The organism is Aeromicrobium marinum DSM 15272, assembly GCF_000160775.2.
GTDB lineage: Bacteria > Actinomycetota > Actinomycetes > Propionibacteriales > Nocardioidaceae > Aeromicrobium > Aeromicrobium marinum.
The window spans coordinates 771,628-784,993 of the sequence record NZ_CM001024.1 but is presented as its reverse complement, the minus strand read 5'-3'; the positions used below and the strand labels follow the sequence as shown (position 1 = coordinate 784,993).

13 protein-coding genes are annotated in these 13,366 nt (G+C 72.5%); 4 read left to right on the top strand and 9 right to left on the bottom strand.

The annotated features are described in order from the left end of the window. Positions 1 to 14: 14 nt before the first annotated feature. Together HMPREF0063_RS04150 and HMPREF0063_RS04145 are read right to left on the bottom strand one after the other, a co-directional pair. A complete protein-coding gene (locus tag HMPREF0063_RS04150; protein WP_007077402.1) occupies positions 15 to 710 on the bottom strand; it encodes a hypothetical protein in 696 nt (231 codons plus the stop codon). Next, positions 707 to 1,369 (bottom strand): SatD family protein, encoded by a 663-nt coding sequence (locus HMPREF0063_RS04145; protein WP_007077401.1) that lies wholly within the window; start codon positions 1,367 to 1,369, stop codon positions 707 to 709. The genes HMPREF0063_RS04150 and HMPREF0063_RS04145 overlap by 4 nt, the downstream gene beginning before the upstream one ends. A gap of 56 nt (positions 1,370 to 1,425) precedes the next feature. Between HMPREF0063_RS04145 and HMPREF0063_RS04140 the strand changes: the two genes are divergently transcribed. Both HMPREF0063_RS04140 and HMPREF0063_RS04135 read left to right on the top strand, forming a co-directional pair. Continuing rightward, a complete protein-coding gene (locus HMPREF0063_RS04140) occupies positions 1,426 to 2,271 on the top strand; it encodes an ATP-grasp domain-containing protein (RefSeq protein ID WP_007077400.1) in 846 nt (281 codons plus the stop codon). A gap of 50 nt (positions 2,272 to 2,321) precedes the next feature. Continuing rightward, the gene (locus HMPREF0063_RS04135; protein WP_007077399.1) at positions 2,322 to 3,194 is read left to right on the top strand and encodes an alpha/beta fold hydrolase; all 873 of its coding nucleotides are present in this window, start codon (positions 2,322 to 2,324) and stop codon (positions 3,192 to 3,194) included. Positions 3,195 to 3,205: 11 nt separating this feature from the next. On the opposite strand, the gene HMPREF0063_RS04130 is transcribed toward HMPREF0063_RS04135, so the two are convergent. Genes HMPREF0063_RS04130 through HMPREF0063_RS04110 form a run of 5 tightly spaced genes read right to left on the bottom strand, consistent with a single transcriptional unit; the run spans position 3,206 to position 8,573 of the window. After that, entirely contained in the window at positions 3,206 to 3,568 is a 363-nt protein-coding gene (locus HMPREF0063_RS04130; RefSeq protein ID WP_007077398.1) for an MmcQ/YjbR family DNA-binding protein, read from the bottom strand. Next, positions 3,565 to 5,076 carry an Asp-tRNA(Asn)/Glu-tRNA(Gln) amidotransferase subunit GatB gene (gene gatB / locus HMPREF0063_RS04125; protein WP_007077397.1) on the bottom strand — a complete coding sequence of 504 codons (1,512 nt, stop codon included), beginning with the start codon at positions 5,074 to 5,076 and terminating at the stop codon, positions 3,565 to 3,567. The genes HMPREF0063_RS04130 and gatB overlap by 4 nt, the downstream gene beginning before the upstream one ends. Beyond that, complete coding sequence (gene gatA, locus HMPREF0063_RS04120; RefSeq protein ID WP_007077396.1) at positions 5,073 to 6,557, bottom strand: Asp-tRNA(Asn)/Glu-tRNA(Gln) amidotransferase subunit GatA; 1,485 nt, start codon at positions 6,555 to 6,557, stop codon at positions 5,073 to 5,075. Before gatA ends, gatB begins: the two co-directional genes overlap by 4 nt. Continuing rightward, a complete protein-coding gene (gene gatC, locus HMPREF0063_RS04115; protein WP_007077395.1) occupies positions 6,557 to 6,862 on the bottom strand; it encodes an Asp-tRNA(Asn)/Glu-tRNA(Gln) amidotransferase subunit GatC in 306 nt (101 codons plus the stop codon). Before gatC ends, gatA begins: the two co-directional genes overlap by 1 nt. Before the next feature lie 46 nt (positions 6,863 to 6,908). Next, positions 6,909 to 8,573 carry an NAD(P)/FAD-dependent oxidoreductase gene (locus tag HMPREF0063_RS04110; protein WP_007077394.1) on the bottom strand — a complete coding sequence of 555 codons (1,665 nt, stop codon included), beginning with the start codon at positions 8,571 to 8,573 and terminating at the stop codon, positions 6,909 to 6,911. Between the two features lie 34 nt (positions 8,574 to 8,607). Here HMPREF0063_RS04110 and HMPREF0063_RS04105 point away from each other — a divergent pair, with 34 nt between their 5' ends. Both HMPREF0063_RS04105 and ppk2 read left to right on the top strand, forming a co-directional pair. Continuing rightward, the gene (locus HMPREF0063_RS04105) at positions 8,608 to 8,955 is read left to right on the top strand and encodes a DUF2568 domain-containing protein (RefSeq protein WP_040320081.1); all 348 of its coding nucleotides are present in this window, start codon (positions 8,608 to 8,610) and stop codon (positions 8,953 to 8,955) included. Positions 8,956 to 9,000: 45 nt separating this feature from the next. Then, positions 9,001 to 9,897, top strand: a complete 897-nt coding sequence (ppk2, locus tag HMPREF0063_RS04100) for a polyphosphate kinase 2 (protein ID WP_007077392.1) — start codon at positions 9,001 to 9,003, stop codon at positions 9,895 to 9,897. A 6-nt stretch (positions 9,898 to 9,903) separates the two neighbouring features. On the opposite strand, the gene HMPREF0063_RS04095 is transcribed toward ppk2, so the two are convergent. Further along, positions 9,904 to 10,935, bottom strand: a complete 1,032-nt coding sequence (locus HMPREF0063_RS04095; protein WP_007077391.1) for a hypothetical protein — start codon at positions 10,933 to 10,935, stop codon at positions 9,904 to 9,906. 37 nt (positions 10,936 to 10,972) lie between these two features. Further along, positions 10,973 to 13,321, bottom strand: coding sequence for an NAD-dependent DNA ligase LigA (gene ligA, locus HMPREF0063_RS04090; RefSeq protein ID WP_007077390.1), 2,349 nt, complete (start codon positions 13,319 to 13,321; stop codon positions 10,973 to 10,975). Positions 13,322 to 13,366 lie beyond the last annotated feature (45 nt).

Here is a 13,366-nt window from a genome sequence, read left to right as displayed (position 1 = left end):
GCGCCCAAGGGTACTCAGAACAGCGGGACGAACAGCAGGGCGAGGCCCCAGCTGACGAAGCTGCCGACCAGCACGTACTCGGCCTTGGTGCCCGACGGCTCGTCACGCGAGATCTCGGGGTACCGCAGGATGCCCTTGGCGGCCACCAGCGCAGCGAAGGCCGCGAACTGACCTGACACCGCGAGGGCGAAGACGAAGATGCGCTCCAACGGTCCGAGGATCCGGCCGCCGGCCAGGGTGCGCTCGGTGGCGAGCACCTCGGTGCCGGCGCCGTCGAGCACGGCTCGGACCACCACGTTGGCCGAGCGCTGCAGGAACAGCAGCACGCCGATGCCCAGTGCGAACCGGTCGAGGCCGACCTCGGCCAACCCGGGGACGTCGAGGGAGTCGAACCAGCGGTCGAGCGGGGCCGACCCGGTGGGCAGGTACTGGCCGGCTCCGACCGCGACGAGGACGGCCGCCACGAGGACCGCCAGGGAGGCCGTTCGCCACGCCCGGTCGCGCTGCCCCTGCAGCCACAGGCTGGTGACGGCCGTACCGGCGGCGGCCACCCAGGCGGTGTGCCATCCCAGCCCCAGGCCGATGCCTGCGCCGACGAGCACGGCGCCGGCCACGGCGACGGGCAGGTCGGCGCGCCGACCGGTGGCGGTGTCGCGGCGTACCAGGTCGGCCGACCCGACGGCGGCCAGCACGAGCGCCAGCGCGATCACGACGCGCCCGCCGTGGTCGCTGCGCTGATCTGCTCGAGGCCGTCGAGCACGCTCCACGCTCCCGCCCGCCGCAGGCTCTGGGACACCGCCGAGGCCGAGATGCCCTCGCGCGCCGCGAGGTCCTTCTGCGTCTCACCCTGCAGGAGACCGAGCACGAGACGCCGCTGGCGCTCGTCGCAGCGACTGACCAGCTCGTCGCGCGCCAGCAGGTAGGCGTTGACCATCCCGACCTCCTCGTCGCCGGACTCCACCAACCACGTCCGGAGGCCGGGGTGCCGGCCGTCCTCTCGGCGCTTGACCTCGACGACCGCCTCACGGGCCGACCACCAGGCCGGTCCGTCCTGGGTCAGACCGTAGTCGGAGGTGCCGACGATCTCCAGCCTCCCCCGCCCCAGGCCCGCGCGGCAGTCCCAGGGCAGGGGCAGCGCGAGGCGGATCAGGAGGGTGGCCCGCAACGCGTCGGCCACGGTGGCGTAGACGGCCTGGAACTCGTCGCCGATCGTGGGCTCTGGATCCTGAAGGGCCGGCACCGCCTCGGCGGCCGTGGCCAGGGCCACCAGCAGCGCGTCCTGCACCTCACGCCGCGACGTCGCCCGGCGTGATCCGACCAGGTCGCCGATCACCGCCACCACCGATGAAGTCGATACCTTCATATCCATGTGATGAAGTGTAACGCTTCACTTGATGGAAGTGAAGCCCGCTCTAGAGTGCACCCATGCGCATCGCCGTCGCCACGAGCCGTGACCACCGCACCGAGGATCCCGACCTGCCCCTCCTGAGAGCCGCCGCCGAGGACACGGGGGTACGGCTCGACGTGGTCCCGTGGGACGACCCGGACATCGACTTCGACCACTACGACCTGACGATCATCCGGTCCTGCTGGGACTACGTGCCGCGCCGCACGGAGTTCCTCGCCTGGACCGAACGCGTCCCCCGGTTGCACAACTCCGCGGCCGTCGTCGCGTGGAACACCGACAAGACCTACCTCCGCCAGCTCGAGCGCTCCGGCGTCACGATCATCGGGACCCAGTGGTCGGTGCGCACCGGTGACGACCTGGGCGACCACGCCGAGTGGGTCGTGAAGCCCACGATCTCGGCCGGCTCGGCCGACACCGCCCGGTGGTCGACCGCGGCGGAGGTGCACGCCCACAGCGAACGGCTGCTCGACGCGGGCCGCCCGACCATGACCCAGCCCTACGTCGACAGCGTCGACACCCACGGCGAGACGGCCCTGGTGTACCTGGGTGGCACCTTCTCCCACGCCATCCGCAAGGGGCCCATGCTGGCCCGCGGACAGGCCGCCCGGGCGGCACCGGAGATGCGTGAGGCGATCAGCCCCCGGACCCCCACCTCCGACGAGCTGGCCCTGGGCCGACGGACCCTCGACGTGACCTGCGACCTGCTCGACACCGAGCTGCTGTACGCCCGGGTGGACGTGGTCACCGACCGCGACGGACAGGTCCGCCTCATGGAGCTGGAGCTCACCGAGCCCTCCCTGTTCCTGCCGCACTCGACCGACGGTGCCGCCCGGCTGATCGAGGCCGCGGTGCGCCGGGGCTGACCCGGACGCGCCGGACCGACGACCGCGGGTCGCCGTGGGATGATGCTGCCGTGACGACCTCGTTCCTCCGCCTGTACGACGTGACCAGCGCCGACGGGACCCGGCTGCGCGCCTGGACCAACGACGGCGACGGCCCGGTCGTGATCGTCTCGAACGGGCTCGGCACGCCGCCCCAGGCCTGGCCCCTGCTCCTGCAGCCGGGCAGCGGCCTCCGGGTCGTCGGCTGGAACCACCGCGGCGTCGGCGGATCCGAACGGCCCGCCAACGGACGCATCGACATGGACGCCCACATCGAGGACATCACCGCGGTGATGGACGACATCGGCGTCGAGTCCGCCGTGGTCGTCGGGTGGTCGTTCGGCGTCAACGTGGCCTTCGAGCTGGCCTACCGCGATCCGTCGCGGGTCCAGGGCATCCTGGCGGTCGCCGGCGTCCCCGGTTCCACCTTCTCGACGATGCTGGCTCCGCTCAAGGTCCCGCCCCGGGTCGCCGAGAACCTCATGGTCACCCTGACCCGGGCCACCACCGTCACCGGGCACGGCATCGCCCCGCTCAGCCGTCGGTGGCCTTGGACCCGGTTCACCGCCGACCTGGTCCGCATGTCCCGGTTCATCTCCCCCGCCGCCGACTCCGCCGAGCTGCAGACCGTGCTGCAGGAGTTCTTCACCACCCATCCGGCGTGGTACGCCCGACTCGCGCTGTCGGCCTCGGAGCACTCCCGGGTGTCCCTGTCGGGCATCACCGTGCCGACGACGTTCCTCGCCGGCACGCGCGACCTGCTGGCCGGATCGGCCGCCATGCGGTCAGCTGCCGAGCGCATCCCGGGGGCCCGCTTCCGCGAGATCCGGGCGACCCACTTCATCCCCGTCGAGCACCCCGAGCTCGTCCTGGCCGAGCTGAGGGCCCTCATCGAACGGGTCTGACCTTCCGGCCGTCAGGAGGGATCCGCGCGGCGGCGCTGGGCCGGTCGGGCCACCGTCTGCCACGCGTCGGCCATCAGGTCCGCCACCTCGTCCCAGTCGGTGTCGGCGTCCAACCGCACGCCGAGCCAGCCCCGTCCGCCGACGTAGGGCGGTGCGAAGAACCTCGCGGGGTCCTGCGCCACCAGGTCGGCCTGCCGGCCGGGTGGGGCGGCGAGCCACACCGCGACGTGGTCCGCACCGTGGTGGTGGTCGTCGAACGACGCGAACTGCGGCGCGCGGCCGATGAACCACGCCGCCGTGCCGTGGCTGACCCGTTCGGTCGCCTCCGGCAGGGCCAGGGCCAGCGCGCGCACGCGTTCCACGAGGACTGTCACGACAGCTTCTGCAGGACCAGCTCGCGGACCCGACCGGCGTCGGCCTGTCCGCGCATCTCCTTCATGACGGCGCCGATCAACGCTCCTGCCGCCGCCACCTTGCCGTCGCGGATCTTCTGGGCGACGTCGGGGTTGGCCTCGATGGCCCGGTCGACCGCGTCGCCGAGGGCACCGTCGTCGGAGACGACCTCGAGGCCCCGGGCGACGACGACCTCCTCCGGGGAGCCCTCACCGGCGATGACGCCGTCGAAGACCTCCCGTGCGAGCTTGTCGTTGATGCGTCCGGCGTCGATCAGCGCCTGGACACCAGCGACGTCGGCCGGCGAGATCCCGAGGTCCGCCAGCTCGCGTCCCGTGTCGTTGGAGCGTCGCGCCAGGTCGCCCAGCCACCACTTGCGGGCGATCTGCGCGGACGTGCCGGCCTCGATCGTGGCAGCGACCAGGTCGAGCGCTCCGGCACCGATCGTGTCGCGCATCTCGAGATCGCCGAACCCCCACTCGCCCTGCAGTCGCCGGAGCCGCTCCGCGGGCGGTTCCGGCAGGGTGGTCCTCAGCTCCTCGACCCAGGCCCGGCTCGGCGCCACCGGCGCCAGGTCCGGCTCCGGGAAGTACCGGTAGTCGTCGGCGTCGGACTTCTCACGTCCCGGCGAGGTGCTGCCGTCGGACTCGTGGAAGTGCCGGGTCTCCTGCAGGACCGATCCACCGCCGTCCAGCACCGCCGCGTGCCGGCCGACCTCGAACCGCACCGCCCGCTCGACCGAACGGAACGAGTTCACGTTCTTGGTCTCGCTGCGGGTCCCGAGCGTGCTCGTGCCCGACGGCTTGAGCGAGAGGTTCACGTCCGCGCGCAGCGAACCCTGGTCCATGCGGGCGTCGGACACCCCGAGCGCCACCATCAGGTCACGCAGGTGGTTGACGTAGGCGCGCGCGACGGCCGGAGCGTGCTGGGCCGGCACCTCGATCGTGCGGGTCACGATCTCGATCAGCGGGATCCCGGCACGGTTGTAGTCCAGCAACGAGTGGTCGGCGCCCTGGATGCGCCCCGTCGCTCCCCCGACGTGCAACGACTTGCCGGTGTCCTCCTCCATGTGCGCGCGCTCGATCTCGATGCGGAAGGTCGAGACCGATCCGTCGTCGAGCACGACCTCCACCTCGGTCCAGCCGTCGGCCGCGATCGGCTCGTCGTACTGCGAGGTCTGGAAGTTCTTCGGCATGTCGGGGTAGAAGTAGTTCTTGCGGGCGAACCGGCACCACTCGGCGATCTCGCAGTTGAGCGCCAGTCCGATGCGGATCGCGGACTCGACCGCCTTGGCGTTGACGACCGGCAGGGCACCGGGCAGGCCCAGACACACCGGGCACACCTGGGTGTTCGGCTCGGCGCCGAACTCCGTCGGACAGCCGCAGAACATCTTGGTGGCGGTGTTCAGCTCGACATGGACCTCCAGGCCCATCACCGGGTCGTACCGGGTGATCGCCTCGTCGAACGGCACCAGCGAAGTGGTGGTCATCGGATCTCCTCCGGGCTCAGGTGCTGGCCCCACGTGTCGACGAGCATCGCCTCCAGCGCAGCGGCGACGTTGTACAGCCGGTCGTCGGCCAGGGCGGGGGCCAGGAACTGCACCCCGACCGGGAGGCCGTCGGCGAGCCCGGCCGGTACCGAGATGCCGGGGACGCCGGCCAGGTTGGCCGGGATGGTCGCCACGTCGGCGAGGTACATCGCCAGCGGGTCGTCGAGCTTGTCGCCCAGCGGCCACGCCGTGGTGGGGGCGGTCGGCGAGATCAGCACGTCGACCTGATCGAACGCGGCGGCGAAGTCCTGGGCGATGAGCGTCCGCACCTGCTGGGCCGACCCGTAGTAGGCGTCGTAGTAGCCGCTGGACAGGGCGTAGGTGCCCAGGATGATGCGCCGCTTGACCTCGTCGCCGAAGCCGGCGTCGCGCGTCGCGGCCATGACCTGCTCGGCGCTGGGCTGCTCGACCCCCTCGGGGAAGGTGCGCAGCCCGAACCGCATCGCGTCGAACTTGGCGAGGTTCGACGACACCTCGCTCGGCATCACGAGGTAGTAGGCGGCGATGCCGTGGACGAAGTTCGGGCACGACACCTCCACGACCTCGGCGCCGGCGCCGGTGAGCAGCGCGACGGCCTCGTCGAAGCGGTCGCGCACCCCTGGCTGGAACCCCTCGCCACCGAGCTCACGGACGACGCCGATGCGCAGGCCGGCGACGTCCGCGCGTCGGGCGGCCGCCACGACGGGCGGCACCGGAGCGGTCAGACTGGTGGAGTCGCGGGGATCGTGGCCGGCGATCAGCTCGTGCAGGAGGGCGGCATCGAGCACGGTGCGCGTGACCGGCCCGGCCTGGTCGAGGCTGCTGGCCATCGCGACGAGGCCGTAGCGACTCACGCCGCCGTAGGTCGGCTTGACCCCGACCGTCCCCGTCATCGCCCCGGGCTGGCGGATCGATCCGCCCGTGTCGGTGCCGATCGCGAGCGGGACCTCGAAGGCGGCCACGGCGGCCGCGGAGCCGCCGCCCGAGCCACCGGGGATCCGGCCGGTGTCCCAGGGGTTGCGGGTGGGCCCGAACGCGGAGTGCTCGGTCGACGAGCCCATCGCGAACTCGTCCATGTTGGTCTTGCCGACGATCGGGAGGCCGGCGGCGCGCAGACGACTGACGACCGTCGCGTCGTACGGCGGGACCCAGCCGTCGAGGATGCGCGACCCGCAGGTGGTCGGCTGGCCGACCGTCGTGACGATGTCCTTGACCGCGATCGGCACGCCGGCCAGGGCCGGCAGCTGCTCGCCGGCGGCGCGGCGGGCGTCGACGTCACGAGCCGTCGCCAGGGCCCCCTCGGCGTCGACGTGGAGGAAGGCATGGATCGCGCCGTCGACGGCGTCGATCCGGTCGAGGCTCGCCTGCGTGGCCTCCACCGAGGTCAGGTCGCCGTTCGCCAGACGGGCCGCCAGGTCGGCGGCGCTGAGGGTGTGCACCATCAGTCCTCCCCGAGGATGCGGGGGACGAGGAACCGCTGGTCCTCGCTGGCGGGGGCACCGGCCAGCGCGTCGTCCGGGGTCAGCCCGGGCACCACGATGTCCTCGCGGAACACGTTGACGATCGGCTGCGGGTGGCTCATCGGGCGGATCTGTGGTCCGGCGGCGTCCTGGACGGCCGCGACGTGCTGGAGGATCGCGGGCAGCTCACCGGCCAACCGGTCGAGCTCGGCGTCACTGAGGTCGATGCGGGCGAGACCGGCGAGGTGGGCCACGTCCGCCCGCGAGATGCCCGAGGGCTCAGACATGAGGTTCCTTGCAGGGATGGGGTGGGACCGACCCATCGTAGGGGGTCTACTCCGGCGCGGGCGCGAGGTGGGCGTGGACCTGGGCGACGGCACCGGCGCCCTCACCGCTGGCCGAGGCGACCCGCTTCATGGACCCCGCCCGCACGTCCCCGGCCGCGAAGATCCCCGGCACGGAGGTCTCGAGCGGTGCCGGCGGGGCGCCGTCCGGCCAGGCGTGCACCGGGAGGTCGCGCCCCGTCAGGACGAACCCCCGGTCGTCCCGCAGGACCGCGTCGGGCAGCCACCCGCACCCCGGGTCGGCGCCCAGCAGGAGGAACAGTCCGTCGGCCGGCTCCCGCTCCACCGATCCGTCGTCGGCCGCCAGGGCGATCCACTCCAGCCGGCCCGCTCCGCCTCCGTCGACGACGCGGGAGCCGGGCCGCACCGTGATCCGCCGGTTCGTCGCGATCTCGTCGATCAGGTAGGCCGACATGGTGTCCTCCAGCCCGCTGCGTCGGATGACGATCGTCACGTGCCGGGCGAACCGGGCCAGGTGGATGGCGGCCTGACCGGCGGAATTGCCCCCGCCCACGATGAACACCTCCCGGCCCTCCATCTCACGAGCGATCCCGGTGGCGGCGCCGTAGTGGACACCCGCTCCCACGAGGTCCTCCAGCGGCTCGACGCCGAGCCGGCGGTAGTGGACCCCGCACGCCAGCAGGACGGCCCTCCCCCGCACCACACCGTCGCGGTGCACGATCTCGTGCACGCCGCCCGGGCGCAGTCCGACCACCTCGCGGCCGGTGAACATGCGGGCACCGAACCGCGTGGCCTGCAGCCGCGCACGGAACGCGAGTCGCATGCCGGACACCCCCCGCGGAAACCCCAGGTAGTTGCGGATCATCGAGCTCGTGCCGGCCTGACCGCCCACGGCGCCCGCGTCGAGCACGACGGTCGTGAGGCCCTCCGACGCCCCGTAGACGGCCGCCGCGAGACCGGCCGGACCGGCACCCACCACGACGAGGTCGGCCACGTGGTCCTCCCCCAGGTCGGCCGGCGATCCGTACATGAGGGAGGCGACGGAACCGGCGGTCGCCCCCACCAGCGGCGGCCGGCCGAACGCGACGACGACGGGCAACGCCGCACCGCGACCGACCTGCTCCAGCACCTGCCGCCCGGTCTCGGTGTCGGGTCGGTAGCGCGTGTACGGCAGGCCCATCCGGTCGAGGAAGTCCCGGATGCCGGCCACCTCGGGCTGGGCGCCGTCCTCCACGATCTGGACCCCCGTGACCTCGGAGGTCGCCGCCGAGACCGCCCAGTCCGAGAGGTACTCCACGATCGCGGTGTGGAACTCCTCGTCCCGCGGACCCTGCGGGATGATCAGGTAGGTGTCGATGTGTCCGGCCGCCAGCGTCGGCCGGAGCACCTCGGTCGCACGGAAGAACTCGGCGAAGGCGATGAGCACCAGCCGCCGGCTCGTCGGCGTCACGACGCGCAGCCGGTCGAGGAGCTCGGGCGCACCGCCGTCGATCTGGAAGTCGACCCCGATCAGGGCGATCGCCCGGCCGCCGGCACACAGCCGGTCCACCTCGTCGGCCGCCGCCTCCGGGCCGACCACCGAGACGATGTCGTAGTCGCGGCCGTACCGGGTGGAGAACTCCGCCTCGAGGGAGTCGGCGGACGTCGGCGTGCCGACCAGCAGGATCACGGGGTCGGGCCGACGCTCAGTCATGCCCAGACCGTACCGGTGCGCCTAGGCTGCTCGGGTGAATCCTGAGAAGCCGGTCGGGGTGGGGCCGCTGGACGGCGCTGCGCTGGTGTGCGAGGCCGCCATGTTCGCCCTGCTGGTCGCCGTCGGGACGCAGCTCGCCGGCGGCTGGCGGGGGTGGGCGCTCGGCATCTTCCTCGGCCTGTTCGCCGTGGCCCTGTTCGTCCAGTGGTCCAGCGAGGCGTCGGCCCGCCGACTGGACCAACCGGCCCGGTTCGGCGTGCAGTCGCTCATGTTCCTGACCGTCGGCGTCTACGCGGCCGCGGCCGGACTGCTGGTCTGGGGCGTGCTCTGGGCCGCCGTCTCGATCTCGGTCTTCGCCCTGCTGTGGCGCCGCGGGGGCTGACGGTGCCGTCACCTCCCGTTCACCCGATCGGCCTAGCGTCCGCTCATGCTCGATCTCTCCCGTGTCGACCTGCCGGTCGGTCACACCGTCCGCGACGATGACGACGACGACCCCGTCCTGCTGAGTCCCGACGGCCTCGCGGTGGACACGTGGAGGGAGGGGTACCCGTACGGCGAGCGGCTCGACCGGACCGTCTACGAGCACGACAAGCGACTGCTGCAGATCGAGCTGGTCAAGCTGCAGCACTGGGTCGAGGAGACCGGGCAGCGCCTGGTCCTGGTCTTCGAGGGGCGTGACGCCGCGGGCAAGGGTGGCACGATCAAGCGGTTCACCGAGCACCTGAACCCCCGAGGCGCGCGCGTGGTCGCGCTGACCAAGCCCACCGACCGTGAGCAGAGCCAGTGGTACTTCCAGCGGTACGTGCCGCACCTGCCGGCTGCCGGCGAGATCGTCTTCTTCGACCGGTCCTGGTACAACCGCGCCGGGGTGGAGCGGGTCATGGACTTCTGCACGCCCGACCAGTACACCGAGTTCCTGCGCCAGGCGCCGGCGTTCGAGAAGATGCTCGTCAACGACGGCATCCACGTGGTCAAGTTCTGGTTCTCGGTGTCGCGCTCGGAGCAGCTGACCCGGTTCACGATCCGCCGGATCGATCCCGTCCGGCAGTGGAAGCTGTCGCCGATGGACCTCGCGTCGTTGGACAAGTGGGACGACTACACCGCGGCCAAGGAGTCGATGTTCAAGAAGACCGACACGAAGCACTCACCGTGGACGGTCGTGAAGAGCAACGACAAGAAGCGAGCCCGGTTGGAGGCGATGCGCCACGTGCTGGACCGGTTCGACTACCCCGGCAAGGACCGGGAGGTGGTCGGAGCGCCGGACCCCCTCGTGGTCGGCGCGGCGGCTGACCTGTTCGACGCCACCAACGAGAACGTGGACTGATCCCGGTCAGGCGGGGCCGGTCAGCAGCCGCGCCACCTCGTCGGACGCGTAGAACGGTCCGAGCTCGGCGCGCAGCAGCTGCTCGAGCTCGCCGGACTCGATCATCGAGCCTGCGATCCCCGGCGCCAGGCGCACGGCCCAGTCGACCAGCTCGGCCCGGTCCAGCTCGAGCTCGACCAGCAGCTCCGCCGGGGTGTAGCCGCCGAAGCTGTCGAAGAACCGTGCGACCGCGGCGTGCCCGAGGGCGACGACCTCGGGCCGGGCCAGGACCGCGACGAGCAGGTCGTGGCCCGCGCCGACCACGCCCGCCAGCGGGTCCTCCTCGCTCGCACCGCCCGACCTGATCGGCTCGGCCGCGACGAGGTCCCACACCTGCAGGATCGCCTCGCGCGTGGTGGGGTCGTCCAGGGTGTCCAGGATGATCCGGTTGAGACGACGGACCGCCAGGGTGCCGCCCTTGCCGGCCGCGTCGGCGAGCAGGCCGTCGAGCTGCTTGTCCGCCGCCCCCACGACCCCGGCCGCGGCGCGGGTGCCGAACGAGACCAGCGAGCCGAGGCCGGGGACCCGGTCGGCGACGGCCTGGTTGGTGGCCAGCACCTCTCCGACCACCCGGCCCATGAATCGCGAGGCGGTGGCACCGACCGCAGGGCTGGACGTCAGCTGCTCCAACGCTCGCCCGAGCACCGGCGTCAGGTCCATGACCTCGTCGACCAGCCGCTCGACCTCGTGGCGGTCGACGAGGTCGGACAGGGCGAACGACTCCTCCGGCCCGGCACGGACGAGGTCCCGCGCCAGCTCCACGAAGGCGGCGACCGCGGGGCTGCCGGGGCCGTCGGTCAGGGCCCGCCCGACGATCTCGGCCACGACCTCGCGGTCGACCAGGTCCGCGATCTGACGGCTCCCGACAGTGTCCAGCAGCTGCTCGGCGAGTCCGGCGACGGTGGCCGCCAGGTCGTCGCCGGTCAGGCGTCGGAGGTGGAAGGCGACCTGGGCATCGAGGAGACGGTCGGCGAGAGCCGCGGCGTCGGAGGAGGACACGCCTCGAACCTACGGCACGTCCGCCCCGCCGGGCGGGTCACTCGGCCGGTCCGCGGTCGAGCAGCTCGACGAACCCGGCCTCGTCCAGGATCGGGATGCCGAGCTGTTCGGCCTTCTCGGCCTTGGAGCCGGCGTTCTCGCCCACCACGACGTAGTCGGTCTTCTTCGACACCGAACCGGCCGCCTTGCCACCGCGCACGAGGATCGCCTCCTTGACGGAGTCGCGGGTGAACCCCTCGAGGGAGCCGGTGACCACGATGGTGAGCCCGCTCAGCGGGCCGGGTTCGGCATCGGCGGCCCCGGGCCCCGGGTGGTCCGGGATGTGCAGCCGGACCCCCGCCGCCTCCCACCGGCGCAGGATCTCGACGTGCCAGTCGACGGTCAGCCAGTCCTTGACCGAACCGGCGATCGTGGGACCCACCCCGTCGACGACCGCGAGCTCGTCCTCACCGGCCGCCTCGATGGCACGGACCGAGCCGAAGTGCTGGGCCAGCGCCCGCGCCGCGACCGGGCCGACGTGCCGGATGCTCAGCGCCACGAGGAACCGCCACAGCTCCTTGGTGCGGGCCTTGTCGAGCTCCTCGAGCAGGGTGAGCGCCTGCGCCGACGGCAGGATCGTGCGGTGGTCCTTGCGGACCCCCGCCGCACGGCGCTCGGCGGCCGACGCGTCCTCGAAGCCGGGCGGATAGGTGGTCTCGACCCGCTGGAACGGGCGCCGCCGCACGGGCTCGCCCGTGGTGGGGTCGATGCGTGGTTGGCCGGTCTCGGCGTCACGCACCACGACCTCGATCGGGACGAGAGTCGCGAGGTCGAGCTCGAACAGTGCCGCCTCGGTGCGCAGGGGCGGTTCGGCCGGGACCTCCGGCTGGGTCAGTGCGGCAGCGGTGACCTCACCGAGTGCCTCGATGTCCAGGGCCCCCCGCGAGCCGACGTGCTCGACCCGACCGCGGACCTGCGCCGGACAGGTGCGCGCATTGGGGCACCGCAGGTCGATGTCGCCCTCCTTCATCGGGCGCAGGGCGGTGTCGCACTCCGGGCAGCGGGTGGGCATGACGAACTCGACCTCGGAGCCGTCGCGCAGCTCGGCGACCGGGCCGAGCACCTCGGGGATGACGTCGCCGGCCTTGCGCAGCACCACGGTGTCGCCGATCAGCACGCCCTTCTCACGCACGACGTCCTGGTTGTGCAGCGTGGCCTGGCGGACGACGCTGCCGGCCACGTGCACCGGCTCCATCATCGCGAAGGGCGTGGCGCGGCCGGTGCGACCGACCGACACCACGATGTCGAGCAGGCGGGTGTGCACCTCCTCCGGCGGGTACTTGTAGGCGATGGCCCAGCGCGGTGCCCGACTGGTCTCGCCCAGCTCGGGGTGCAGGGCGAGCTCGTCGACCTTGACGACGACACCGTCGATCTCGTGCTCGATGGCCGCGCGGCCGGTGCCCAGCTCGGCGATACGGTCCACGACCTCGTCGACACCGTCGAGCACCCGGCCGTGCGGGCTCACCGGCAGCCCCCAGGACGCCAGGAGGTCGTACACCTCGCTCTGGGCCGCCACCGGGGGGTCGTCCCAGGCGCCGATGCCGTGCACGTAGAGCGACAAGGACTCGATGCGGGCGAGCCCGGCCTCGAGCTCCAGGCCGTCCTTCTTGGACAGCAGCTGGCGCAGACCGCCCGCCGCGGCGTTGCGCGGGTTGGCGAAGGCCGGGAACCGTCGGGCGGCGCTGGCCTCGGCCCGTCCGGTCTCCTGACCCCGGGCGGTCGCGTCGGCGACGACCCGCTCGCGCAGGTCGGCCTGCAGGGCGTTGAGCCGGCGGAAGGCCTCGACCGCGATGAACACCTCGCCGCGCACCTCGACCAGCGCCGGATGGCCCTCGCCGTCGAGCTCGCGCGGCACCCCGGCCAGGCGGGCCGCGTTGGACGTGACGTCCTCGCCGACCCGGCCGTCTCCACGGGTGGCGGCGGAGACGAGCCGGCCGTGCTCGTACCGCAGCGACACGGCGAGACCGTCGATCTTGGCCTCGGTGAGCCAACGCACGGGCCGGCCGGCCGCCTCGGTGGTCTTGGTGCACCAGGCCCGCAGCTCGTCGGCACCGAAGACGTTGTCGAGACTGAGCATCCGCTCGGCGTGCACGACGGGGGCCAGGTCGGTGGTGGTGGCCGCCCCGACGTTCAGCGTCGGCGAGTCCTGCCCCTGCAGCTCGGGGTGCCGGCGCTCGACGGCCTCCAGCTGCCGGAGCCAGCCGTCGTAGGTGGCGTCGTCGACCAGGGAGGCGTCCTGGCCGTAGTAGGCCTCACGTGCCTCGGCGATGCGCTCGAGGAGCGTCGTGACCTCGGCGCGAGCCTCGTCGAGGTCCGGCACGGGTCCAGGAGATTCGTCGGTCGCCATGGCACGACGATATCGGCGCCCGCGGACATCCCCCACCCTCCCGCC